Origin of the sequence: Parvibaculum sp. (genome assembly GCF_049671045.1) — a bacterium.
GTDB lineage: Bacteria > Pseudomonadota > Alphaproteobacteria > Parvibaculales > Parvibaculaceae > Parvibaculum.
Genome location: NZ_JBATUH010000142.1, coordinates 1 through 22,192 on the forward strand (window position 1 = coordinate 1; position 22,192 = coordinate 22,192).

Annotated in this window: 24 protein-coding genes, 1 tRNA gene and 1 pseudogene; 20 read left to right on the plus strand and 6 right to left on the minus strand. The window is 64.6% G+C overall.

From position 1 onward, the window contains the following. Window positions 1–205: 205 nt before the first annotated feature. The gene (locus WBG82_RS16025; RefSeq protein ID WP_424425942.1) at window positions 206–1,528 is read right to left on the minus strand and encodes an AAA-associated domain-containing protein; all 1,323 of its coding nucleotides are present in this window, start codon (window positions 1,526–1,528) and stop codon (window positions 206–208) included. An 11-nt stretch (window positions 1,529–1,539) separates the two neighbouring features. Then, on the minus strand, window positions 1,540–3,234 hold the full coding sequence (locus tag WBG82_RS16030) for an ABC transporter permease (RefSeq protein WP_424425980.1): 1,695 nt from the start codon (window positions 3,232–3,234) through the stop codon (window positions 1,540–1,542). A 428-nt stretch (window positions 3,235–3,662) separates the two neighbouring features. On the opposite strand from WBG82_RS16030, the gene WBG82_RS16035 reads away from it, so the two are divergent. Continuing rightward, window positions 3,663–3,739: transfer RNA gene (locus WBG82_RS16035), tRNA-Pro, on the plus strand. A 14-nt stretch (window positions 3,740–3,753) separates the two neighbouring features. Here the strand turns inward: WBG82_RS16035 and WBG82_RS16040 are convergent. Beyond that, the gene (locus WBG82_RS16040) at window positions 3,754–4,221 is read right to left on the minus strand and encodes a PaaI family thioesterase (protein WP_424425944.1); all 468 of its coding nucleotides are present in this window, start codon (window positions 4,219–4,221) and stop codon (window positions 3,754–3,756) included. 87 nt (window positions 4,222–4,308) lie between these two features. Then, on the minus strand, window positions 4,309–4,860 hold the full coding sequence (locus WBG82_RS16045; protein ID WP_424425982.1) for a cold-shock protein: 552 nt from the start codon (window positions 4,858–4,860) through the stop codon (window positions 4,309–4,311). Between the two features lie 284 nt (window positions 4,861–5,144). Here WBG82_RS16045 and WBG82_RS16050 point away from each other — a divergent pair, with 284 nt between their 5' ends. From WBG82_RS16050 to WBG82_RS16115, 14 genes and pseudogenes are all read left to right on the plus strand, one after another. After that, window positions 5,145–5,624 (plus strand): Na+/H+ antiporter subunit E, encoded by a 480-nt coding sequence (locus tag WBG82_RS16050; protein WP_424425946.1) that lies wholly within the window; start codon window positions 5,145–5,147, stop codon window positions 5,622–5,624. Then, a complete protein-coding gene (locus tag WBG82_RS16055) occupies window positions 5,621–5,932 on the plus strand; it encodes a monovalent cation/H+ antiporter complex subunit F (RefSeq protein WP_424425948.1) in 312 nt (103 codons plus the stop codon). Before WBG82_RS16050 ends, WBG82_RS16055 begins: the two co-directional genes overlap by 4 nt. Beyond that, complete coding sequence (mnhG, locus tag WBG82_RS16060; protein ID WP_424425950.1) at window positions 5,932–6,291, plus strand: monovalent cation/H(+) antiporter subunit G; 360 nt, start codon at window positions 5,932–5,934, stop codon at window positions 6,289–6,291. Before WBG82_RS16055 ends, mnhG begins: the two co-directional genes overlap by 1 nt. Next, the gene (locus WBG82_RS16065; RefSeq protein WP_424425952.1) at window positions 6,288–6,836 is read left to right on the plus strand and encodes a DUF4040 domain-containing protein; all 549 of its coding nucleotides are present in this window, start codon (window positions 6,288–6,290) and stop codon (window positions 6,834–6,836) included. The genes mnhG and WBG82_RS16065 overlap by 4 nt, the downstream gene beginning before the upstream one ends. Continuing rightward, complete coding sequence (locus tag WBG82_RS16070) at window positions 6,833–7,267, plus strand: Na(+)/H(+) antiporter subunit B (RefSeq protein WP_424425954.1); 435 nt, start codon at window positions 6,833–6,835, stop codon at window positions 7,265–7,267. The genes WBG82_RS16065 and WBG82_RS16070 overlap by 4 nt, the downstream gene beginning before the upstream one ends. A gap of 3 nt (window positions 7,268–7,270) precedes the next feature. Further along, a complete protein-coding gene (locus WBG82_RS16075) occupies window positions 7,271–7,654 on the plus strand; it encodes a cation:proton antiporter subunit C (RefSeq protein ID WP_424425956.1) in 384 nt (127 codons plus the stop codon). Then, complete coding sequence (locus tag WBG82_RS16080) at window positions 7,654–9,156, plus strand: monovalent cation/H+ antiporter subunit D family protein (RefSeq protein WP_424425958.1); 1,503 nt, start codon at window positions 7,654–7,656, stop codon at window positions 9,154–9,156. Before WBG82_RS16075 ends, WBG82_RS16080 begins: the two co-directional genes overlap by 1 nt. 7 nt (window positions 9,157–9,163) lie before the next feature. Beyond that, window positions 9,164–10,678 carry a proton-conducting transporter membrane subunit gene (locus WBG82_RS16085; protein ID WP_424425959.1) on the plus strand — a complete coding sequence of 505 codons (1,515 nt, stop codon included), beginning with the start codon at window positions 9,164–9,166 and terminating at the stop codon, window positions 10,676–10,678. Continuing rightward, a complete protein-coding gene (locus tag WBG82_RS16090; protein WP_424425961.1) occupies window positions 10,675–10,953 on the plus strand; it encodes a hypothetical protein in 279 nt (92 codons plus the stop codon). The genes WBG82_RS16085 and WBG82_RS16090 overlap by 4 nt, the downstream gene beginning before the upstream one ends. Beyond that, on the plus strand, window positions 10,946–12,652 hold the full coding sequence (locus tag WBG82_RS16095; RefSeq protein WP_424425962.1) for a Na(+)/H(+) antiporter subunit D: 1,707 nt from the start codon (window positions 10,946–10,948) through the stop codon (window positions 12,650–12,652). The genes WBG82_RS16090 and WBG82_RS16095 overlap by 8 nt, the downstream gene beginning before the upstream one ends. Window positions 12,653–12,686: 34 nt before the next feature. Continuing rightward, window positions 12,687–13,124 (plus strand): annotated as a pseudogene (locus WBG82_RS16100) (SRPBCC family protein); the annotation flags it as partial. A 277-nt stretch (window positions 13,125–13,401) separates the two neighbouring features. Next, window positions 13,402–13,866: a (2Fe-2S)-binding protein gene (locus tag WBG82_RS16105; protein WP_324297373.1), complete on the plus strand. Its 465-nt coding sequence runs from the start codon at window positions 13,402–13,404 to the stop codon at window positions 13,864–13,866. Between the two features lie 68 nt (window positions 13,867–13,934). Then, window positions 13,935–16,301: a xanthine dehydrogenase family protein molybdopterin-binding subunit gene (locus WBG82_RS16110; protein ID WP_424425964.1), complete on the plus strand. Its 2,367-nt coding sequence runs from the start codon at window positions 13,935–13,937 to the stop codon at window positions 16,299–16,301. Between the two features lie 10 nt (window positions 16,302–16,311). Then, entirely contained in the window at window positions 16,312–17,109 is a 798-nt protein-coding gene (locus WBG82_RS16115) for an FAD binding domain-containing protein (RefSeq protein WP_424425966.1), read from the plus strand. Between the two features lie 7 nt (window positions 17,110–17,116). Here the strand turns inward: WBG82_RS16115 and WBG82_RS16120 are convergent, their stop codons facing one another. Together WBG82_RS16120 and WBG82_RS16125 are read right to left on the minus strand one after the other, a co-directional pair. Then, window positions 17,117–17,656 (minus strand): VOC family protein, encoded by a 540-nt coding sequence (locus WBG82_RS16120; protein ID WP_324297370.1) that lies wholly within the window; start codon window positions 17,654–17,656, stop codon window positions 17,117–17,119. Between the two features lie 16 nt (window positions 17,657–17,672). Beyond that, window positions 17,673–18,308 (minus strand): carboxymuconolactone decarboxylase family protein, encoded by a 636-nt coding sequence (locus WBG82_RS16125; RefSeq protein WP_424425968.1) that lies wholly within the window; start codon window positions 18,306–18,308, stop codon window positions 17,673–17,675. A 66-nt stretch (window positions 18,309–18,374) separates the two neighbouring features. Between WBG82_RS16125 and WBG82_RS16130 the strand changes: the two genes are divergently transcribed. The 5 genes from WBG82_RS16130 (at window position 18,375) to WBG82_RS16150 (ending at window position 22,131) form a co-directional block, all read left to right on the plus strand. Beyond that, the gene (locus tag WBG82_RS16130; protein WP_424425970.1) at window positions 18,375–18,953 is read left to right on the plus strand and encodes a TetR/AcrR family transcriptional regulator; all 579 of its coding nucleotides are present in this window, start codon (window positions 18,375–18,377) and stop codon (window positions 18,951–18,953) included. A gap of 62 nt (window positions 18,954–19,015) precedes the next feature. Beyond that, entirely contained in the window at window positions 19,016–19,927 is a 912-nt protein-coding gene (locus WBG82_RS16135; protein WP_424425972.1) for an AAA family ATPase, read from the plus strand. After that, window positions 19,927–21,111 carry a vWA domain-containing protein gene (locus WBG82_RS16140; protein ID WP_424425974.1) on the plus strand — a complete coding sequence of 395 codons (1,185 nt, stop codon included), beginning with the start codon at window positions 19,927–19,929 and terminating at the stop codon, window positions 21,109–21,111. The genes WBG82_RS16135 and WBG82_RS16140 overlap by 1 nt, the downstream gene beginning before the upstream one ends. After that, on the plus strand, window positions 21,108–21,452 hold the full coding sequence (locus WBG82_RS16145) for an XdhC family protein (RefSeq protein ID WP_424425976.1): 345 nt from the start codon (window positions 21,108–21,110) through the stop codon (window positions 21,450–21,452). Before WBG82_RS16140 ends, WBG82_RS16145 begins: the two co-directional genes overlap by 4 nt. 1 nt (window position 21,453) lies before the next feature. Beyond that, on the plus strand, window positions 21,454–22,131 hold the full coding sequence (locus WBG82_RS16150; protein ID WP_424425978.1) for an XdhC family protein: 678 nt from the start codon (window positions 21,454–21,456) through the stop codon (window positions 22,129–22,131). The last annotated feature ends 61 nt before the right edge of the window (window positions 22,132–22,192 follow it).

Here is a 22,192-nt window from a genome sequence, read left to right on the forward strand (position 1 = left end):
TGCTCGATCTGACCGCCCCCCACAGCCGGAACGGTGAAAAGCTCTGGCCTGCCGACCGAATAGAGCGGCTGGCCGCCCGTGCATACTGGCTCGGCCAGCATGAGGTCTCTCTCTCGACCACTGCCGCGGCCTGAACCGATTGGGGGGTGCGGGGCGGATCTGCCCCGCGCCCCATCCCCGGCCTGCCCCGCCTCAACCCACCCCCTCAGCTCGGATTGTCGAGGCTCAGCATCGCCCGGTTTTCGTCATAGGCGAAGATCTCGCCGAACCGGCCCCAGTTTATGACGCTGCGAAGCGTCTGCTCGGCCCACTCCTCCGACATGGCGTCCTCCAGTTCCTCGGCAAAGCGCGAATAGGGCGCGCGATGCTCCGGCCGCTCGTCCAGCACCTCCTTGATATGAGCCGCGAGCGGTACCTGGGCGAGAAGCCGCTCGGCGAACATCTGTTTGCGTTCGTTGGGCCCCTCCTCCGCGAAGCGCCTGCCCGCCTCGGTCAGCCTGATGTCGCCCCCTTCCAGATCGGCGAAGCGCAGAAGCTGGAGCGTCTCCCCGATGCCGAAGAGCGCGTCCATCGTCATGTGCATATGCTCGGCAAGCTGCGGAAGGTCGGCCCGACCGTGATAGGGCGCACCCGCCACCGCCTCGATGAGACCGGCGATCGAATTCGTCGAGACGCGCGGCAGCACCATCTGGATGCCGCCGCCCGAAATCGCCGGACGCAGCCCGCCCACCGGCACCGCCTCCGGCGTCGTCATGCGCTCATAGATCTTGTCGACGAGCCAACGGAATTTCGGATCGACCCGGTTTCGCGGCCGGGGGAGATCGACCGGGATTTCGGCGACCACCCGCCCGGGGTTGGACGAGAAAACGAGGATGCGATCGCACATGAGCACCGCCTCCTCGATATTGTGGGTGACGAGCAGGATCGACTTGATCGGCATACGTCCTTCCGACCAGAGGTCCAGAAGATCGGTACGCAGCGTTTCGGCAGTCAGCACGTCGAGCGCGGAGAAGGGCTCGTCCATGAGCAACAAGGCGGGCTGGACGACGAGCGCGCGCGCAAAGCCGACGCGCTGGCGCATGCCGCCCGAGATCTCCTTCGGATAGGCGCTCTCGAACCCGTCGAGACCGACGAGATCGATCGCCTCGAGAGCGCGCTTGCGTGCCTCCTCCTCGGGGATCTGCAAGGCGTCGAGCCCCAGCCGCACATTCTGCAGAACCGTAAGCCATGGAAAGAGCGCAAAGGTCTGGAAGACCATGGCGACACCCTCCGCCGGCCCCTTTATGGGCTCGCCGAGAAATTTCGCCTCGCCCCTTGTCGGCGCCGCGAGCCCCGCGATGATCCGCAGCAGGGTCGATTTGCCGGAGCCTGAACGCCCAAGAAGCCCGACGATCTCCCCCTCCTTCAGCGTCAGGTTCACATTGTCGAGGACGACCAGTTCGCCGCCGGAGGGCCGCGAGAATGCCTGCTTGATCCCCGAGACCTCGAGAACCGTCTTCGCCCGCCGTTCCATCGCCGTAACGCTCATGGTGCCCTCCGTCAGATCATGCGAAGCCGGCGCTCCGCATAGGCATGCAGCGGGCGCCAGACGAGCCGGTTGAACACGGTGACGAATGCCGACATCACCATAACGCCGAGGATGATGCGCGGATAATCGCCGGCAAGCGTCGCCTTGGCGATATAGGAGCCGAGGCCATTGGCTTCGAGCCGGGTGCTGCCCCAGACGACAAGCTCCGCCACGATGCTCGCATTCCATGAGCCGCCCGAGGCTGTAAGCCCGCCGGTGACGAAATAGGGAAAGACGCCGGGCAGCATGACCCTGTACCACCATTGCCAGCCGCGCACGCGCAGATTGCTGGCCACGTCGCGCAGATCATTCGGGAAGGCGCTTGCGCCCGCAATGACGTTGAAAAGTATGTACCACTGCGTGCCGAGCACCATCAGCGGGCTGAGCCAGATATTCGGATTCAGCCCGAACTGGAGAATGGCGACGACGGCGACCGGGAAGAAGAGATTTGCCGGAAAGGCCGCGAGGATCTGCGCGATGAGCTGCATGCGCATTGCGAGCGCCGGCCTGAGGCCAATCCAGACACCGATCGGCACCCAGACGAGACTGGCGAGCGCGACGAGAACGATCACACGCGCAAGCGTCATGCTGCCTAACTTGAAGGCGATGAGAACCTCGGTGACGTCGATGTGACCGTGGAGTTCCGTATAGAGCGCATGCGCACCGAAGAGCGCGACGGCGCCCCAGCCACCCCACCAGACGAAATTCCAGAGCCTGCCGAGCCAGAGCGGGCCCGCGCCACTTCGCCCCGGCCGCCAGCTCCGCAGCGACATCGGAGCATGCGCCACCTTCTCGATCCCCATTTGCACCGGCACCAGCGCGAATTGCACGAGGCGTGCCCGGTTGAGCACGCGCAGAAGCCAGACGCCGGGCGCGGCCTGCCCCACCGTCTGCTCGAAGCGGAATTTCTGTGCCCAGGCGACGAGCGGCCGGAAGAGAAGCTGGTCATAGGCGATGATGACGACGAGCATCGCAACGATCGCATAGCCGACCGCGCCAAGGTTACGTTGTTCGATGGCGAGCGCGACATAGGCACCGATGCCCGGCAGCGTGATCGTCGTATTGCCGACCGAGATCGCTTCGGAGGCGACGATGAAGAACCAGCTTCCCGACATCGACATCATCATGTTCCAGATGAGCGCGGGCATGGCGAAAGGCACTTCGAGCCGCCAGAAGCGCTGCCATGCGGAAAGCCTGAAGGAGCGCGTCGCCTCGTCGAGATCCTCCGGGATCGTGCGGAGAGACTGATAGAAGCTGAAGGCCATGTTCCAGGCCTGGGCCGTGAAGATCGCGAATATGGCCGCGCATTCGGCGCCTGCCACGCTGCCAGGAAAGAGCGCCAGAAAGCCGACGACGGTGAAGGACAGGAAGCCCAGCACCGGCACCGACTGAAGCACATCGAGAATGGGAATCAGCACGACCTCGGCGCGCCGGCTCTTGGCCGCCGCCGTCGCATAGGTGAAGGTGAAGAGCAGCGAGGCGGCGAGCGCGGCGAACATCCGCAATGTCGTCCGCAGCGCATATTCGGGCAGAGCCGCCGGCGAAAGCGATATGCTGGCGGCGGTGACGCTTTCGAGCGGCGCGCTCATCTTCCGCGCGCCATAGACGACGAGCGCGAGCGTTCCCGCGACGAGGCAAAAGGCCACGCCGTCCCAGGCGGAGGGCATCAGCCGCTCGCGCCGCGCAACCGAAATGGTCGAAATCTCGCTCACAGCCGGGCCCCTTCGGAGAGGCGCAACGCCCTGCCCGGCGCTCCGGCTGCCACCTGCCCCGGCGGCGAGAATGCGAAGAAGGAGAGTTCCATTGTCACCTCGCGCGGGCCCGAAAGAGCTGCCCTCGCGAAGGAGACCGACCGGCTCCGACGCGTCGGGTTCAGCCCTTGCGGCCCAACCGACTACTGTCGCCGTCCATTTTTTCCTCTTGGAGCTTCGAGGCGGCTGCCCCGACGTCAAACAAGCCTATATGCCCGCGGCCAGGGCCGGTCAATTGCCGCACGCCCAAATTTCGTCCGCCCCGCCCCCGTTTCCCCGCGGGACGGACGGGCCGTCGCCCGCCGGTTGCGGGCGGGACCGTTCCCGGTGTATGGGGAAGCTGTCGGGGCGTAGCGCAGCCTGGTAGCGCATCTGCTTTGGGAGCAGAGGGTCGCCTGTTCGAATCAGGCCGCCCCGACCAGTTTCCGGCCTCCGCTACGAGGCCGCGGGCTCGCTGGCCTCGAGGCCCTTGTGGCGCGACATCAGCTTGAAGACGCCCGTCGCCTTCATCACCGGCCGCTGGCCGACGAAAAGCTCCGCCTCGCAAAAGACCACCGATCGCGTCGCCTTGGTCACGCGCGCCGTTCCCTCGAGCCAGTCGCCGGGGCGGGCCGACGACAGAAAGTCGGAATTCATGCGGATGGTGAGCGCCACCGTTTTCGTCTCGCGAAAGACCGCCGTGCCGAGCAGCCCGTCGGCGAACGCCATCAGCATGCCGCCATGGGTAATGCCGCGCGAATTGCAATGGCGCTGCCGGATACGGACACCATGCCAGAACCCGTCTTCCGTCACCTTGTGGTAGAAGGGCCCGTTATGTGTCGTATAGGGCCCGCGCGTCGTCGAGGGCACATAGCCCTCCGGCGGATTGTCGGAGACGTTGTCGTCTGTCGGCGAACTGGACATGAGGGACCGGCGAGATTGAAGGAGCGAACGAGACGGCGCGACCTGCAGGCCAAACGCCAGCAAGCCGGATCGTCGTCCCGTTTGATGTCAGCTTTCGCTCTCCGGCGCAATCTCCGCGACCATGAGCCCCTTCGGCCCCTCGCCGAAGCGCACATGCAGCGACTGGCCCGGTATGAGGTCACGGATGCCGTAGCGCCGCAATGTTTCCATATGCACGAAGATGTCGGGCGTGCCCTCGCCGCGTGTCACAAAACCGTAACCCCGCGCGCGGTTGAACCACTTGACGATCGCCACTTCAAATTCGCCGATCGGCACCACGCCGGCTGTCGGCGAGCGCGATGTCGCGCCGCGCGCCGAGTGGGCGGACGACTTGATCGCTGTCGAGTCGTCAATATCTATGACACGCAGCGCCTGAAACCCTTTTGGCCTGCGAACCACCTCGCAAACCACGCCCGCGCCTTCTTCGAGTATGTCGCGGCCAATTTGCTTCAGGCACGACGAATGAATAAGTACGTCATCGCGCCCATCATCCGGTATGATGAAACCATACCCTTTGACTGGATCGAACCATTTGACGATGCCGCTGATCTCAAACGACGTGTCGAAAATCTCCGCCGCCGATTCCAATCGTTCTTCCATCCCCACCACGACTTCGTACCGGGTGCCGCGTCCTGATACTGGCCATAGACGATGAGCGCCCGGAGTTTCCGTCCCGGTTCGTGGTTGCACCCCACGACCCCCCACACATGATTAAAAACTATAACAGCGTCCGAACCAGTTTAAAAGCGCCACCCCGCAATTCCGCAGCAAGATGTGCCACCTCGTAACTATGAGACCTCAATAAACCGTCCGGACTGATCAGATTTCTGTGACAATCTACACTCGATGCAAGAGAAACGCCCGAGAATGACAAAGAGAGAGGCATGATTAAAACCGCGACTTTGGGCTGTCTCCTGTTCGTATTTTGGCTCGTGCTGTCGGGGCACTACACGCCCTTCCTGCTTGGCATGGGCATCATCTCCGTTGCCGGAACGGTTTATGTGGCGCGGCGCATGCATCTTATCGACGAGGAGGCCGTGCCCCTTCAGTTGCGGCTCTCTCTGCCCGCCTATTGGCTCTGGCTCGTCCGTGAAATCGTCAAATCAAGCTGGGCCGTGTCAAAGCTCATTCTGAGCCGCCGCCCGGCGCTCGCCCAGCAGTTCGTCTTTGTACCGACCAGCCAGCGCACCGAAATGGGAAAGGTCATCTTCGCCAATTCCATCACCCTGACCCCCGGCACGGTGACGGTCGTCACGCGCCAATCGGGCTTCATCGTCCACGCGCTTACCGAAGCCGCCGCCGATACTGACGCTTTGTCAGATATGGACCGGCGCGTCACCGCCGTCGAGGCGGCCGCCCGATGACCATGTTCGTGGCGGCGGCCGGCGCGCTCTTCGTCTCCATGCTTCTCGTGATCGTCCGGAGCTTCGCCGGCCCGACGATTTACGACCGCGTCCTGGCGGTCAATTCCTTCGGAACACTGACGGTGCTTCTGATCGGCCTTCTGGGCTTTCTCGCCGGCCGCCCGGACTTCATGGACATCGCCCTTCTCTATGCCCTCATCAATTTCGTCGGCACCATCGCCGTGCTGAAATTCCTGCGCTACCGCTCGCTCGGACGCGCGGCGGCGCCTGAAGCATCCGAGGGGATCACCGGAAAGGAACGCGGCTGATGGAACACTGGCTCTCCATTCTGGTCGAGGTTCTGAGCTGGGCGTCGTTCATGGCCGGAGGGTTCTTCCTCGTCGTCGGTGCCGCGGGACTGAACAGACTGCCTGATTTTTGGGCACGTCTTCACGCCGCCGGAATCATCGATACGGCGGGCGCCGGCCTCGTCATCCTCGGCATGATGCTCCAGGCGGGATTGAGCCTCGTCACGCTGAAGCTCCTCCTCATCGGTGTCTTCATCTTCATCGCGAGCCCCACGGCGACACATGCGATCGCCCATGCCGCCTTCGCGGCGGGCCTGCGCCCCGCGCGGCTCGGAAAGGATGCGAGCGGCCGTTTTCATGGTAATGAGGAGGCGCCATGATCGCGCTTGTCATCGACCTCGTCCTGTTCGCATTCCTCATCCTGACCGCGATCGCGGTGGCGCGGCTTCGCAATCTCTTCGCCGTCGCCATGCTCGCCGGAATGTTCAGCCTGCTGGCCGCCGGCCTCTTCATGACGCTCGATGCCGTCGATGTCGCTTTCACCGAGGCCGCCGTCGGCGCGGGCATTTCGACCGTGCTCACGCTTGGCGCACTCGCCCTCACGACGAGCCAGGAGAAGAAGCCCGTTCATTCATCGCGTCTGCCGCTTCTGCTTTGCGCGGTTACGGGCGCGGCGCTCCTTTATGGCACGCTCGACGTGCCCGCCTTCGGATCAGCGCAGGCGCCCGTCCACACCCATGTCGGCGCAGACTATCTCGCCCGAACGGGGACCGATATCGGCGTTCCCAATTTCGTCACGGCCATTCTGGCGAGCTATCGCGGCTATGACACGCTCGGCGAGACGACGGTGATCTTCACCGCCGCCATTGCCGTGCTGCTCCTTCTCGGGCGCGGCTTGCGCGGCGGCAGGACGGGGGGGCAATGAGCCAGTATCTGATCCTCCGTGTCGTCGGAAAGTTTCTCCTGCCCTACATTCTCGTCTACGCGCTCTATGTGCAGTGGCACGGCGACTACGGCCCCGGTGGCGGGTTTCAGGCGGGCGTCATCTTCGCCGTCGGCTTCATCCTCTACGCGCTCGTCTTCGGCGTGGAGGCGCTGGAGCGCGTTCTTCCCCCGCGTTTCGTCCTCGCCGCCCTCTCATTCGGCGTGCTGCTCTATGCCGGAACCGGCGTCGCGAGCCTCCTGCTCGGCTCAAACTTCCTCGATTACTACGCGCTCGGCTCCGACCCCGTTCACGCCCAGGAGTGGGGCATTCTGATCGTCGAGCTTGGCGTCGGCATTGCCGTCGCCATGGCCATGATCGCGATTTTCGCGGCCTTCGCCGGACGCCCGCCCTCGAACGAAAAGGAGCGGTGAAGAATGGAAGACGCGCTCGCCTTCATCGCCGGACGTTACAATTACTGGATGGTCATCGTGCTGATGGTGCTTGGCCTCTATGTCACCATCGCGCGCGGCAATCTCATCAAGAAGATCATCGGCCTCAACCTGTTCCAGACCTCGGTGTTCATGCTCTACATCTCGGCGGGCAAGATCGTCGGCGGCACGCCGCCCATCGCGACGGGCACGCCGGGCACGGTCTATTCCAACCCGCTGCCGCATGTGCTCATTCTGACCGCCATCGTCGTCGGCATCTCGACCACCGCGCTCGCCTTCGCCCTCATCGTCCGCATCCGCGAGAGCTACGGCACCATCGAGGAAGACGAAATCCTCGCCATCGAACATGAGCTGGAGCGCGATCGCTGATGCCTGAAGCCCTCGCCAACCAGTTGCCCGCACTTCAGATCGTGCTGGCGCTGATCGCGGCGCCGCTCGCCGCTGTCGCCGGCCGCAGGGGCGGCTGGCTCGTCGCCATGGTGGCAAGCGTCATCACCTTCGCGATCGCCGCGACACTCCTTGCCAGCGTTCTCGACGGCACGGTGATCGCCTATCACATGGGCGGATGGGCGCCGCCGCTCGGCATCGAATATCGCGTCGATGCGCTCAACGCCTTCGTGCTCGTCATCATATCCGGCGTTGCGGCGCTGACGCTCCCCTATGCGCGCACGAGCATCGCGGCGGAAGTCGCCGAGGAACGGCACGGGCTCTTTTATGCCGCCTTTCTTCTTTGCCTCGCGGGGCTCATGGGCGTCGCGATCACGGCCGACGCCTTCAACCTTTTCGTCTTCCTCGAGATCTCGTCGCTCTCGAGCTATGCGCTGATCGCCGCCGGCGCCGAGCGCGACCGCCGCGCGCTCACCGCCGCCTACAACTATCTCGTCATGGGGACGATCGGGGCGACCTATTTCGTCATCGGCCTCGGCTTCCTCTACATGCTGACCGGCACACTCAATATGGCCGATCTCGCCCAGCGCCTGCTCGACCTTGGTGACAACCGAACGCTGCGGATGGGCTTCGCCTTCATCCTCATCGGCCTCGCGCTGAAGCTCGCCATGTTCCCGCTGCATCTCTGGCTTCCGAACGCCTATGCGCGCGCGCCTTCCGCCGTCACCGTCTTCATCTCCGCCACGGCTACCAAGGTCATCGTCTATGCGCTGCTGCGGTTTCTGTTCGCCGTCTTCGCGTTTGACTTCGCCTTTCAGGGCCAGGTGCTGCGCCTCGTCGTCCTTCCGCTCGCGCTTGTCGGCATGGTGGTCGCCTCGACCGTCGCACTCTTCCAGCACGATCTGAAACGAATGCTCGCCTATTCGAGCGTCGCGCAGATCGGCTACATGCTGCTCGGCATCTCCATCCTGTCGCATGGCGGCCTTATGGCGAGCGTCATCCACCTCTTCAATCATGCCGTCGCCAAGGCCGCGCTCTTCATGGCCGCCGGATCGTTCTTCCTGCGGACGGGCACGACCTCGCTGCGCGACCTTTCCGGCATCGGGCGCGACATGCCATGGACCACCGCCGCCTTCGTGGCAGGCGGCCTCAGCATCATCGGCGTGCCGCTCACCGTCGGCTTCGTGAGCAAGTGGTATCTCGTCGAGGCCGTCATCGCGGAGGGCTGGTGGCCGGTCGTCTTCCTCGTCGTCGGCACGTCGCTCATCGCGCTCGGCTATATCTGGCGCGTCGTCGAGGTGGCCTATCTGCGCGAGGCGCCCGAGGGCGTCGTCCGCAAGGAAGCCCCGCTTTCCATGCTCATCCCGACCTGGGGCTTTGTCGGCCTGAGCCTCTATTTCGGCATCAACGCGGAACTGACCAGCGCCGCTGCGAGCCGGGCGGCCAATGCGCTGATCGGCGCCTCGAACCTCTTCTGGCAGTGAGACGCGGATGACCCCTTCCTTCGCACTCTATCTTGCGGTCTTCCTGCCTCTCGCGGCGACGCCCCTTCTCGCCGCCCTCGACCGATGGCCGAATGCGCGCGATGCCGTGAGCGTCATCACCGCGGCGCTCGCCTTCGGCTTTGCAATCGTCGTGCTTCGCGGCTTCCTCGCCGGGAGCGCTCCGGAGCTCCTGCTCTTCGAGGTGATGCCCGGCCTCCCGCTCTCCTTTGAAGCGGAGCCCATCGGCATCGTCTTCGCCCTGCTCGCCTCGGGGCTCTGGATCGCCGTTGCGATCTATTCCATCGGCTATATGCGCGCGCTCGAGGAAGCGCACCAGACGCGCTTCGCCATCTGCTTCGCCATCTCGGTCGGCGCCGCGCTCGGCATCGCCTTCGCGGGCAATCTCTTCACGCTTTTCATCTTCTACGAAGTGCTCACGCTCTCGACCTATCCGCTCGTCGCTCACAAGGAAACGCCGGAGGCGCGGGCGGGCGCGCGCACCTATCTTGCGATCCTGCTTTCGTCCTCCATCGGCTTCTTCCTTGTGGCGATCATCTGGACATGGACCGCGAGCGGCACGCTCGACTTCTCGCCGGGCGGCATCGTCGAGGGCCGTGTCGATCCCGTCTGGGCTCCCTTCCTTCTCGCGCTTTTCGCCTTCGGCATAGGCAAGGCGGCGCTCATGCCTTTCCACCGCTGGCTTCCGGCCGCCATGGTCGCGCCCGCGCCGGTGAGCGCGCTTCTTCACGCCGTCGCGGTCGTCAAGGCGGGCGTCTTCACCATGCTCAAGGTCGGCGTCTACATCTTCGGCGTCGGCTTTCTCTCGCGCACGGGCGCCTCGGACTGGCTCGTCTGGGCCGCGGCGATCTCGCTCGTCGTCGCCGCGCTCATCGCGCTTTCCAAGGACGATCTCAAGGCGCGTCTTGCCTATTCCACGGTGAGCCAGCTCGCCTATGTAACGCTCGGCGTCGCGCTCGCCAATCAGATGGGCATCATCGGCGGCACCATGCAGATGGTCACGCATGCCATGGCGAAGATCACCCTCTTCATGTGCGCAGGCGCCATCTACGTGGCGACGAAGAAAACGCGCGTGAGCGAGCTCGCGGGCCTCGGGCGCCGCATGCCCTGGACCTTCGCCGCCTTCCTCATCGCCTCGCTCAGCATTGTCGGCCTGCCGCCGCTCGGCGGCGGATGGAGCAAATGGTTCCTCCTCCTTGCCGCCGCCGATGCAAAGCAGCTCTACATGATGGGCGTTCTCGCCATCGGCTCGCTGCTGAGCCTCGCCTATCTTCTGCCCGTGGCGGGCACGGCTCTCTTCATGCCGCCGAGGCAGGCGAAGACGCTCGACGGCGCGCCGGCCGAACCCGTCCGCGAGCCGATCGCCGAAGCGCCGCTTCTCTGCCTCGTCCCTATCCTGCTGACCGCCGGAGGCTGCGCCGCGCTCTTCTTCTTCGGAAATGAAATCTACGATTTCCTTTTGCACGTCCCGCTGCTGCCGATCGCGACGGAGGCAACCCCATGAGCGGCTACATCACGTCGAGGGTGCTTTCCGCGCTCGCCATCATCTGTTTTGCGCTCGCGGCCGCCGACTTCTTCCGCGAACGGCATGGCGCATTCGCCATCGAGCAGACGCCGCTCTTCTATTGCCTCTTCGGCTTCGCCGTTTATATCGCCGTCATTTTCATCGCCCGCGGCCTCAGGCGGCTGACGCTGCGCCCGGAGGATTATTACGGCGCCGAGGCGACCGATCAGGAAGACGAACGCGTGGCAGGCACGGAGGAGGCGCGCAATGCCTGATCTCGCCTCACCCGCTATCTATCCCGTTCTCTGCTACGCGCTCGGCGCGGTTCTTGTCGCGCTGATCCGCTGGCCGCGCCCGCGCGCCCTTTTCGCGCTCGCCGTGCCGGCCGCGGCGCTTGCGGGCTTCGCCTTCCTTCCTTACGCGAATTATGGTGGCTTCACCTTCTTCGATTTGCGCGTTGGCACGATGCGGCTCGACGCGCTCGCCTATGTCTTTGCGCTCGCCTTTTCGCTCGCCGCCTTCCTCGCCCTCTTCTATGCGCTTCATCTGCGCGACCGGATGGAGCAGGCGGCAAGCCTTCTCTATGCCGGAGCGGCGATCGGCGCTGTCTTTGCCTCCGATCTCGTCACCCTTTTCGTTTTCTGGGAGGGAACGGCTCTCGCCTCGGTCTTCCTCGTCTGGGCGCGGCGCAGCGAGGGCGCCTGGCGCACCGGTCTTCGCTACCTCGCCATCCAGATCGGCTCCGGCCTTCTGCTCCTCGTCGGCATCGCGCTCCGCTATCATGAAACTGGCTCTATCGCCTTCGAGCGCATGGAGCTCGACAGCCTCGCAAGCTGGGCGATCTTCCTCGCCTTCGGCATCAAATGCGCGTTCCCGCTTCTCAACAACTGGCTGCAGGACTCCTATCCCGCCGCCACGCTGACAGGATCGGTGACGCTCTCGGCCTTCACGACGAAACTCGCGGTCTATGCGCTGGCGCGCGGTTTCGCGGGCACGGAACTCCTCGTCTATATCGGCGCGGTCATGGCGCTCGTCCCTGCCTTCTACGCCACCATCGAAAACAATCTCCGCCGCGTGCTCGCCTATGGGCTCAACCAGCAGCTCGGCTTCATGGTGGTGGGCATCGGCATCGGCACGCCGCTGGCGCTCGCGGGCACCGTCACACACGCCTTCGCCTCGATCTTCTACACGGCGCTTCTCTTCATGAGCGTGGGCGCGGTCATATACCGGACGGGAACGGGCAAGGCTTCGGAACTCGGCGGCCTTTGCAAATCCATGCCGATCACCATGGCCTTCTGCGTCGTCGGCGCGCTCACGATCTCGTCCTTCCCGTTCCTTGCGGGCTTTGTCTCAAAGAGCCTCGTCGTTTCGGCGAGCGCCGATAGCGGCCGCCTGATCGTCTGGATCGTCCTCGTCGCGGCCTCGGTCGCCGCCTTCCTGCATACGGGCCTGCGCGTCCCCTTCGCCATGTTCCTCGGCCACGACCGCGGCCTGAAGGCAAGGGAGGCGCCGCTGCACATGCTCATCGCCATGGGCCTTGCCTCGGCGCTCTGCATCGGCATCGGCATCTGGCCGGAGCGGCTCTATGCGCTCCTCCCCTATCCGGCAGACTATGTGCCCTATACGGCCGACCACGTCCTGACGCAGCTTCAGCTTCTCTTCTTCGCGGGCCTCGCCTTCGCGCTGCTCGTCCGGCGCGGCCTCTATCCGGCCGATCTCTGCTCGATCAATCTCGATCTCGACTGGCTCTACAGGCGACTGCTGCCCGGCCTCTTCGGCCTCGTCGCCTACCACATCCGCTCGATGTGGCGCGCGGCGGCGCGACGCGCCGACTATCGCCTCGACCGGGCGCTCGTCACCATCTACCGCACACACGGCCCCGAAGGCATTCTCGCCCGCACCTGGCCGACAGGCTCAATGGTGCTATGGATCGCGGTTCTGCTTGGCATCACGCTGACGCTGACTTACCTATAAGATTACCGAGACGACCTCGCGAGGAGACGCGCCCATGGAAATGTCCGGCGAATACAAGATCCCTGCCTCCCGGGAAGCCGTATGGACGGCGCTGAACGACCCCGAGATGCTTCGCAACACCATTCCGGGTGCTGAATCCGTCGACAAGATCGCCGATGACGAGTTCGAGGCCGTCGCCCGCGCGAAGGTCGGCCCGGTCAGCGCCCGCTTCAAGGGCAAGGTGAAGCTCACCGACATCGACCCGCCGAATGGCTACACGATCAGCGGCGAGGGCAATGGCGGCGCGGCCGGCTTCGCCAAGGGTTCGGCCGTGGTGCGGCTCCGCGACGAGGAGGGGGCGACCGTTCTCAGCTATCAGGTGAACGCGCAGATCGGCGGCAAGCTCGCCCAGATCGGCCAGCGCTTCATCGACTCCACCGCATCGAAGCTCGCGGACGAATTCTTCGGCAATTTTTCGGCGGCCCTTGGCGGCACCAAGGTCGAGGCGGTGCCCGAACTCGTCGGCGAGCTCGAGGAGGGGCTTGTCAAGTCACCCGATCACGACGCCATCGCCCCGACCGGGGTACCCATGGTGCCCGACGAAGAGGCTGGCCAGGGCCTCTCGCCATGGATATGGGGGACGATCCTCGTCATCGTCGTGGTCGGCCTGCTGCTCGTCTTCGGCCGATAATTCCGGCCATCGCCCCGAGCCTGCTTGACGCCACCGGCACAAGCGCGGAGACTCCTGAAAATATCCGAGGGAGGACCGCATGACCGTTGTGTCGATGACAGTCAACGGGAAGAAGGTGAGCGCCGATGTCGAGGCACGCACCCTCCTCGTTCACTACATACGCGAAGCCCTGGGTCTTACAGGCACGCATGTCGGCTGCGATACGAGCCAGTGCGGCGCCTGCGTCGTGCATGTGAACGGACGGGCGGTGAAGTCTTGCACCATGCTCGCCGCGCAGGCCGAAGATGCCGAGGTGACGACCATCGAGGGCGTCGCGACGAATGGCGAACTCCACCCAGTGCAAAAAGCCTTCAGGGAACATCACGGCCTTCAGTGCGGCTTCTGCACGCCCGGCATGATCATGACGGCGATCGACCTCATCAGACGCAAGCCCGGCCTCGACGAGCGCACGGTGCGCGAGGAACTCGAGGGCAATATCTGCCGCTGCACCGGCTATCACAATATCGTGAAGGCGATCCTCGCCGCCTCGGAGGAGATGCGCTGAGCGGAAAATTCGGCCTCTGAAGCCCGGCGCTGATCCGGGGTGACATGAAGTTGAGGGAGGACGACGACATGACAGACCAAGGCATCGGCAAGCCTGTCCGCCGCAAGGAAGACTTCCGCTTCATCACCGGAAATGGCCATTACACGGACGATATAAACCGGCCGAAACAGACCCACGCCTACTTCCTCCGCTCTCCCCACGCCCATGCCAGGATCCGCGGCATCGACACGAAAGCCGCCCTTGCCGCGCCCGGCGTCGTCGCGATCTTCACCGGCAAGGACATCGCCGCCGACAAGCTCGGCGGCCTCATCTGCGGCTGGACGGTTCATTCCAAGGACGGGTCGCCTATGAAGGTCGGGCCCCATCCGGTGCTCGCCCTCGATACCGTGCGCTATGTCGGCGATCACGTCGCCATGATCGTCGCGGAGACGCATGCCGAGGCCAAATCCGCCTCGGAGCTGATCGAGATCGATTACGACCCCCTGCCCGCCATCGTCTCGCTCGCCGACTGCCAGAAGCCGGGCGCGCCGCAGGTCCATCCGGAAGCGCCGCGCAACACCTGCTTTGAATGGGAACTCGGCAACAAGGCGGAAACGGAAGCCGCCTTCGCGAAGGCCGCGAAGGTCGTGAAGCTCGATCTCGTCAACAACCGCCTCATCCCGAACGCGATGGAGCCGCGCGCCGCCATCGGCGAATATGACAAGGGCACGGGCGGCTACACGCTCCACACCACGAGCCAGAACCCGCATGTCGCGCGCCTCGTGCTCTCGGCCTTTGTTGGCGTGGCGCCCGAACACAAGCTCCGCGTCATCGCGCCCGATGTCGGCGGCGGTTTCGGATCGAAGATCTTCATCTATGCGGAGGAAACGGCCTGTGTCTGGGCGGCGGCGAAAGTCGGCCGCCCGATCAAATGGACGGCCGAACGCTCCGAGAGCTTTCTTGCCGACGCGCATGGCCGCGATCATCTGAGCCATGCGGAACTCGCGCTCGACGCCAATGGAAAATTCCTCGGTCTCCGCGTCAAGACGATCGCCAATCTCGGCGCCTATCTGTCGACCTTCTCATCGGCGGTGCCGACTTATCTCTATGGCACGCTCCTTTCCGGCCAGTACGACCTGCCGGCGATCTATGTCGAGGTCGATGGCGTCTATACGCATACGGCGCCCGTCGATGCCTATCGCGGCGCGGGGCGGCCCGAAGCGACATTCCTCATCGAGCGGATCGTGGAAACGGCGGCGCGCGAAACGGGGCTCGACCCGGCTGAAATCCGCCGCCGCAATTTCATTCGCAGTTTCCCCCACCAGACGCCCGTCATCATGAATTACGACACGGGCAATTACGAAGCCTCGCTCGACAAGGCGATGGAGCTCATCGACGCGAAGGGCTTCGCCGGGCGAAAGGCCGAGGCCGCGCGGCGCGGCAAGCTCCGCGGCCTTGGCTATTCGACCTATATCGAGGCCTGCGGCATCGCGCCTTCCGCGGCCGTAGGCTCGCTTGGCGCGGGCGTCGGCCTCTGGGAGTCAGCGGAGGTCCGCGTCAACCCGACCGGCAATATCGAAGTGCTCACCGGCTCGCACAGCCACGGACAGGGGCACGAGACGACCTTCGCACAGCTCGTTTCCTCGCGCCTCGGCGTCCCCATCGACCAGATCGAGATCGTCCATGGAGACACCGACAAGGTGCAATTCGGCATGGGCACCTATGGTTCGCGCTCCGGCGCTGTCGGCATGAGCGCCATCTCGAAGGCGCTCGACAAGGTCGAGGCGAAGGCGAAGAAGATCGCCGCGCATCTCATGGAAGCGGCGGCGGAAGACATCGTCTTCGAGAACGGCAAATTTACCGTTCAGGGCACGGACAAATCACTCACCTGGCCGGAAGTCTCGCTCGCCGCCTATACCGCGCATGGCTTTCCCTCCTCCGAGATCGAACCGGGCCTCAAGGAAAGCGCCTTTTATGATCCGGCAAATTTCACCTTTCCTGCCGGTTGCCACATTTGCGAGGTCGAGATCGACCCCGAGACGGGCGTGCCCGAGATCGTGAATTTCGTCGCGGTCGACGATTTCGGCACCGTCATCAACCCGATGATCGTCGAGGGCCAGGTGCATGGCGGCATCGCGCAGGGCGTCGGCCAGGCGCTGCTCGAGCACGGCGTTTACGACCTGGAGTCCGGTCAGCTCGTTACCGGCTCCTATATGGACTACTGCATGCCGCGCGCCGACAACCTTCCGAGCTTCCGCCTCGGTTTCACCACCACGGTCTGCCCGTCAAACCCGCTCGGCATGAAGGGCTGCGGCGAGGCCGGCGCCATCGCCTCGCCGCCCGCGATCATCAATGCCGTCACGGATGCGCTCGGCGTCCGCGAAATCGAAATGCCGGCCACGCCCGCGCGCATCTGGCAGACATTGCAGATGAAGCCGCGCGCCGCCGCCGAATAGGAGAGAGCCCATGTATCAGTTCAACTATGTCCGCCCGAAATCGCTCGCCGATGCCGTGACGCTCCTCGATCAGGCCGACGATCCGAAGCTCCTTGCGGGCGGGCAGACGCTGATCCCGACACTGAAACAGCGGCTCGCCATGCCGAGCGACGTCATCGACATCGGCAGCCTGAAGGAGCTCGCCTTCATCCGCGCGGAAGGCAATGCCGTCATGATCGGCGCGACGACGAAGCATTTCGACGTCGCGACCTCGGCCGATGTGAGGAAGCATATCCCCGCCCTCGCCGCGCTTGCAGAAGGCATTGGCGACCCCGCCGTCCGCCACATGGGCACGATCGGCGGCTCCATCGCCAATAACGATCCGGCTGCGGACTATCCTGCCGCCTGCCTCGCGCTCGACGCAAAGATCCACACGACGAAGCGTCTCATCGAGGCCGACGAATTCTTCAAGGGCATGTTCGAGACGGCGCTGGAGCCCGGAGAGATCATCAGGGAAGTGACCTTTCCCCATCCCGACAAGGCGGCTTACGCGAAGTTCCCCAATCCGGCTTCGCGCTATGCCATGGTCGGCGTCTTTGTGTCGAAGGGGCCCTGGGGCGTGCGCGTCGCGGTGACGGGCGCGGGCCAGAACGGCGTTTTCCGCATGAAGGCGATGGAAGACGCGCTGACGAAGAACTGGTCCCCGGAGGCCGTCGCCTCGATCAAGGCGCCCGCCGACGGGCTACTCTCGGACCTTCACGGCAGCGCCGAATACCGCGCGCATCTCATCACCGTGATGGCGAAACGCGCGGTCACGGCGGCGGGCTGAGCGGGTCTTATTCCGCTGCCCTGCGGTAATCGGCAGCCTTGAAATGCTGCATCGATTTCGGCGGCGCCGAATGCGGTAGCGTGTCCGATGTGAGCGCCGCTATGGCGCGCTCCTTGTCCTCGGCGGTGAAGACGCCGGTCGTCACGCAGTATTCGACCATCGTGCCATTGGGGTCCATCGTATAGATCGACCGGCACCAGTTGTGATCGACTTCGAAGACGTCGTAGCCGCCGGCGAGCCACATGTTCCGCTTTTCGACCAGATGCTCCTCGGTCGGAGAATAGAAGGACACATGGTTCACCCAGTCGGGAAGCCCGACCGCGCGCGACATGCCCGTCTCGAATTCCCGCGCATAAGGCTCGCCATGAAGCTCCCAGAAGGCGATGAAACGATCCGGTTCGATTTCATAGAAGAAGTGCTTCGCCCAGCCGCCGACCGGCGTCGGCCCGATTTCGACCTTCTTCAGATCGAAGCCCATGACCTCGCGATAGAAATGGTCGATGGCCTTGATGTCGCGCGTCGCAAAGGCGAGATGATGATAAGCCATGGCTTTCCTTCCCGGTTCACTTCTGATCGACCATCCGCATGACGTCCATGCCGGAGCCTTGCGGCGCGGGCACTTCGACGACACGCTCGTCCACATCGTCATATTCGAGACGCAGCGCCTTCGAGATCACGGCATGGAAATCATAGAGCGCCGTCACATAGGTTAGCTCCAGAATTTCCTCGTCCGAAAGATGCTTCTTCAGAACCTCGAAGACGCCATCCGGCGTACGCCCGCCGGAAAGCACGAGGCAATCCGCATAGGCCAGAACCGCGCGTTCAAGCTCGTCGAAGCAGGTCGCCACCTGCCAGTGCGGGATCGCCTGAACCTGCTCCTCCGTGAAGCCGACGCCGCGCGCCGCCTTGCAATGCTGCGAGAAGACGAATTTGCTGCCGCGCGCCCAGCCCGCGCGGATCTGGCCAAGCTCGCGCAGCCTGGGCGAGAGCTTGCGATTGGGGCTGCGATAGAACTGGAACCCCGCCACCGCATGGTCGAACGCATCCGGCACCAGCGCGAAGACGGTCCACCAGTTTCCGGGCGTGCCCGTCTCGGTGCCCGGCTCCTTCACCGGATCGCGCTCGCCGAACAGCGAGGCGTAAACGCGCTTCGCAAATGGATGCGCTTCGTCCTTACCGACTTCCCGCAGGCGCGGCATGTATACCTCCCTCGTCTCTTCCCTCGCTGGAAGGCTACCATACGGTATGGTATGGTCGAGCGGAAAATGACGCTCGTACCGAAATCATCCTCCCGCATGAACAAGGCCGACTGGATCGAAGCGGCCATGCGGCTGCTCGTCGAGAGCGGGCCCGAGGCGCTTCGCGTGGACCGGCTCTGCCTTGCGCTCGGCATCACCAAGGGGAGCTTCTACTGGCACTTTGCGAGCCGCGACGCGCTGATCGAGGCGATGGCGGCCGACTGGGCGGAACGGCGGCCGGCAGCGGCGCTCGCCGAGGCGGAACTGAGCGGAGCGACGCCGGCCGAAAGGCTCGACCACCTCGCGCAGGGCTTCTGGCGCGACGACATCGTGCAGTATGACGCGGCCATGCGCGCATGGGGCGTGAGCGAGCCCCGCATCCGCGCCGCCATCGAGACGACAGACCGGCAGATGGCCGCCTTCGTGCAATCGCAATTCGAGGCGATGGGCGCGACGCCCGCCGAGGCAAGGGCGCGCGCGCTCATTCTCTTCTATTGCAGTATCGGCATTTCGGCGGCACCCTACCTTCTCGACGAGACTGGCAGCGACGTGCTCGGCCGCATGAACGGGCTGATGACGGGCCAGGCGAACGCCGGAAGCGAATAGGCACCTGACGCGCGCGAGCGTCGACGCTTTTCCTCTCACCGGCAAGCGACGAGAGTCATCGCATGACCATGCCGAATTCTATCGACGAAACCGTCGATCTTCTTGCGCGCGGCGCCTATGTGGCCGATCGCTCGCTCGCGACCGCCATCTTCCTCGCGCTTCGGATGAAGCGTCCGCTGCTTCTCGAAGGCGAGGCGGGCGTCGGCAAGACCGAGATCGCCAAGGTGCTCGCCGGGGCGCTCGGCCGCCATCTCATCCGGCTTCAGTGCTATGAAGGGCTCGATACGTCGAACGCCGTCTATGAGTGGAACTATCAGGCGCAGATGATCGAGATCCGCCTCGCGGAAGCGGCCGGAAGCCAGGATCTCACCGAACTCGGCAAGGACATATTCTCCGAGCGGTTTCTCATTCGCCGCCCGATCCTTCAGGCGCTGTCGCCCGATGTTGCGGGCCCGCCAGTCTTCCTCATCGACGAGCTCGACCGCGCCGACGAGCCGTTCGAGGCCTATCTCCTCGAAGTGCTGTCGGATTTTCAGGTCACGGTTCCGGAAATCGGCACCATCAAGGCGAGCGCGCCTCCCATCGTCGTCATCACATCGAACCGCACGCGCGAAATCCACGACGCGCTGAAGCGTCGCTGCCTCTATCACTGGGTCGACTATCCCGATGCCGAGCGTGAACTCGAAATCCTGAAGCTGAAGGCGCCGGGCGCAAACCAGCGCCTCTCGGGCGAAGTCGTCGCCTTCGTTCAGGCCCTGCGCGGGCTCGACCTCTACAAGAGCCCCGGCGTCGCCGAAACGATCGACTGGGCGACCGCGCTGACCGAACTCGATGCCCTCGCGCTCGACCAGCAGATCGTGAACGACACGCTCGGCGCGCTGCTCAAATATCAGGACGACATTGCGCGCGTCCGGGGAAGCGAGGCGGCGAAGATCCTCGAGGAAATCCGCGCCGCCGCGCGGGCGGCAGAGTGATGGCGGAGCCCGGTAGGCTCGCCGAAAACATCGTGCATTTCGCGCGCGTCCTGCGCCGCGCCGGGCTGAAAGTCGGCCCGCGCCAGGTGCTCGATACGATCGAGGCGATCGAGGTGGCGGGGCTCAAGTCCCGCGAGGATTTCTACTGGACCCTTCATGCGACGCTGGTGAAGCGGCACGAGGACCACACGCTCTTCGATCAGGCGTTCCATGTCTTCTGGCGCGACCCGCGCCTTCTCGACCGGATGATGGCGCTGATGCTGCCTGAAATCCGCGCGGCCGATACCGAAGACCGCGAAAAGGCGAGCCGCCGCATTGCTGACGCGCTTTTTGGCGACGAGCAAAGGCGCGCCGAACCGCTCGAGGCGGGCCTCGACATTGACGCGAGCGAAACCTTCTCTGCCGTCGAGATGCTGCGGCACAAGGATTTCGAGCAGATGACGGCGGCAGAACTTGCCGAGGCCAGGTCCGCCATCGCGCGGCTGAGGCTTCCGCTCGACGAAGTGCGCGCCCGCCGCACCGAGCCCGCGCCGATGGGCCGGCTCGTCGACATGCGCGCGACGCTTCGCGCCTCGATCCGCGCGCGGGGCATCATACCGCTGCGCAGGCGCGACTATCGGCACCGCCGGCCGCCCCTCGTCGTGCTCTGCGACATATCGGGGTCGATGTCGGCCTATAGCCGCATCTTCCTCCATTTCCTCCACGCGCTGACCAACAGCCGCGACCGGGTGCATGTCTTTCTCTTCGGCACGCGCCTCACCAATGTCACGCGCGAGCTTCGGCACCGCGACATTGACGAGGCGTTCGCCCGCGTCTCCTCCACCGTCGAGGACTGGGACGGCGGCACGCGCATCGGCGAAACGCTTCGCCGGTTCAATGTGGACTGGGCGCGCCGCGTACTCGGCCAGGGCGCGGTCGTCCTCCTCGTGACCGACGGGCTCGACCGCGATGCGGGCACGGGCGTCGAACCCGAGATCGCGCGCCTGCACCGCCAGTCGAGACGACTTATCTGGCTCAATCCCCTATTGCGCTATGATCGCTTCGAGCCCAAAGCTCTGGGCATCAGGGCGCTGCTGCCGCATGTGGACGAGTTCCGGCCCGTTCACAACATCGCTTCGCTTGCGGAGCTGATCGACGCGCTGAGCGCCCCGGCAACGCGCAAGCCGGAAAGGAGGGCCGCATGAGCGAAACGCCCGATCGCAAGCTCGACCATGACAATGTGCTGGAACAGGCCGCGCTCTGGCAGGCGGAAGGCCGCCGCGTGGCGCTCGCCACCGTCATCGAAACATGGGGCTCGGCGCCGCGGCCTGTCGGCAGCCAGCTCGCCATCCGCGACGATGCCGCCTTTGTGGGCTCCGTCTCCGGCGGCTGCATCGAGGGCGATGTCGTCACCCGCGCGCTCGACACGCTGGAAACGGGCAAGCCCGAAATCCTCGAATATGGCGTGAGCGACGCCAAGGCCTGGGAAGTGGGCCTTGCCTGCGGCGGCCGCATTCGCGTCTTCGTCGAGCCGGTGACGGGCTGACATGGACGCTTCTATCCTCAACCAGCTTCTGAAGGACCGTGCCGCAAAGCGCCCTGTCGTGCTTGCGACGAGGCTCTCTGATGCCTTTCAGAAACTTCTGTATCAGACTGATACAGATAGGGAAAATGCGCTTGTTAAGGCAGCGCATGAAGTGCTCGCGGCCGACAAGAGCCGGGTCGTGGAGGTCGAGGGCGAGGAATGGTTCCTCAACGCCTTCAATCCGCCTCTCCGCCTCATCCTCGTCGGCGCCGTCCACATCGCCCAGCCGCTCACGCGCATCGCCACAATTGCCGGCTATGACGTGACGGTCATCGATCCGCGTACGGCCTTTGCCTCGGCCGACCGCTTTCCAGATGTGACGCTCCTCACGGAATGGCCGGACGAAGCCATGGCAGCTCTTGCGCCCGACGCGCGCACGGCCGTCGTCACCCTCACCCATGATCCGAAGCTCGACGACCCGGCCCTGAAGGTGGCGCTTGCAAGCTCCTGCTTCTATATCGGCGCGCTCGGCAGCAAGAAGACCCATGGCGCGCGGCGCGAACGCCTCGCCGCCGCGGGCTTCGGCGATGAGGCCTTCGCCCGCATCCACGGCCCTGTCGGCCTGTCGATCGGTGCGAAGAGCCCGGCCGAGATCGCCATCTCGATCATGGCCGAGATCACGGAGGTGCTCCGCACATGATCTTCGAAGAGATGGAAAGCGCAAAGGCCGAGGGCGCGATCCTCGCCCATTCGCTCCGCGT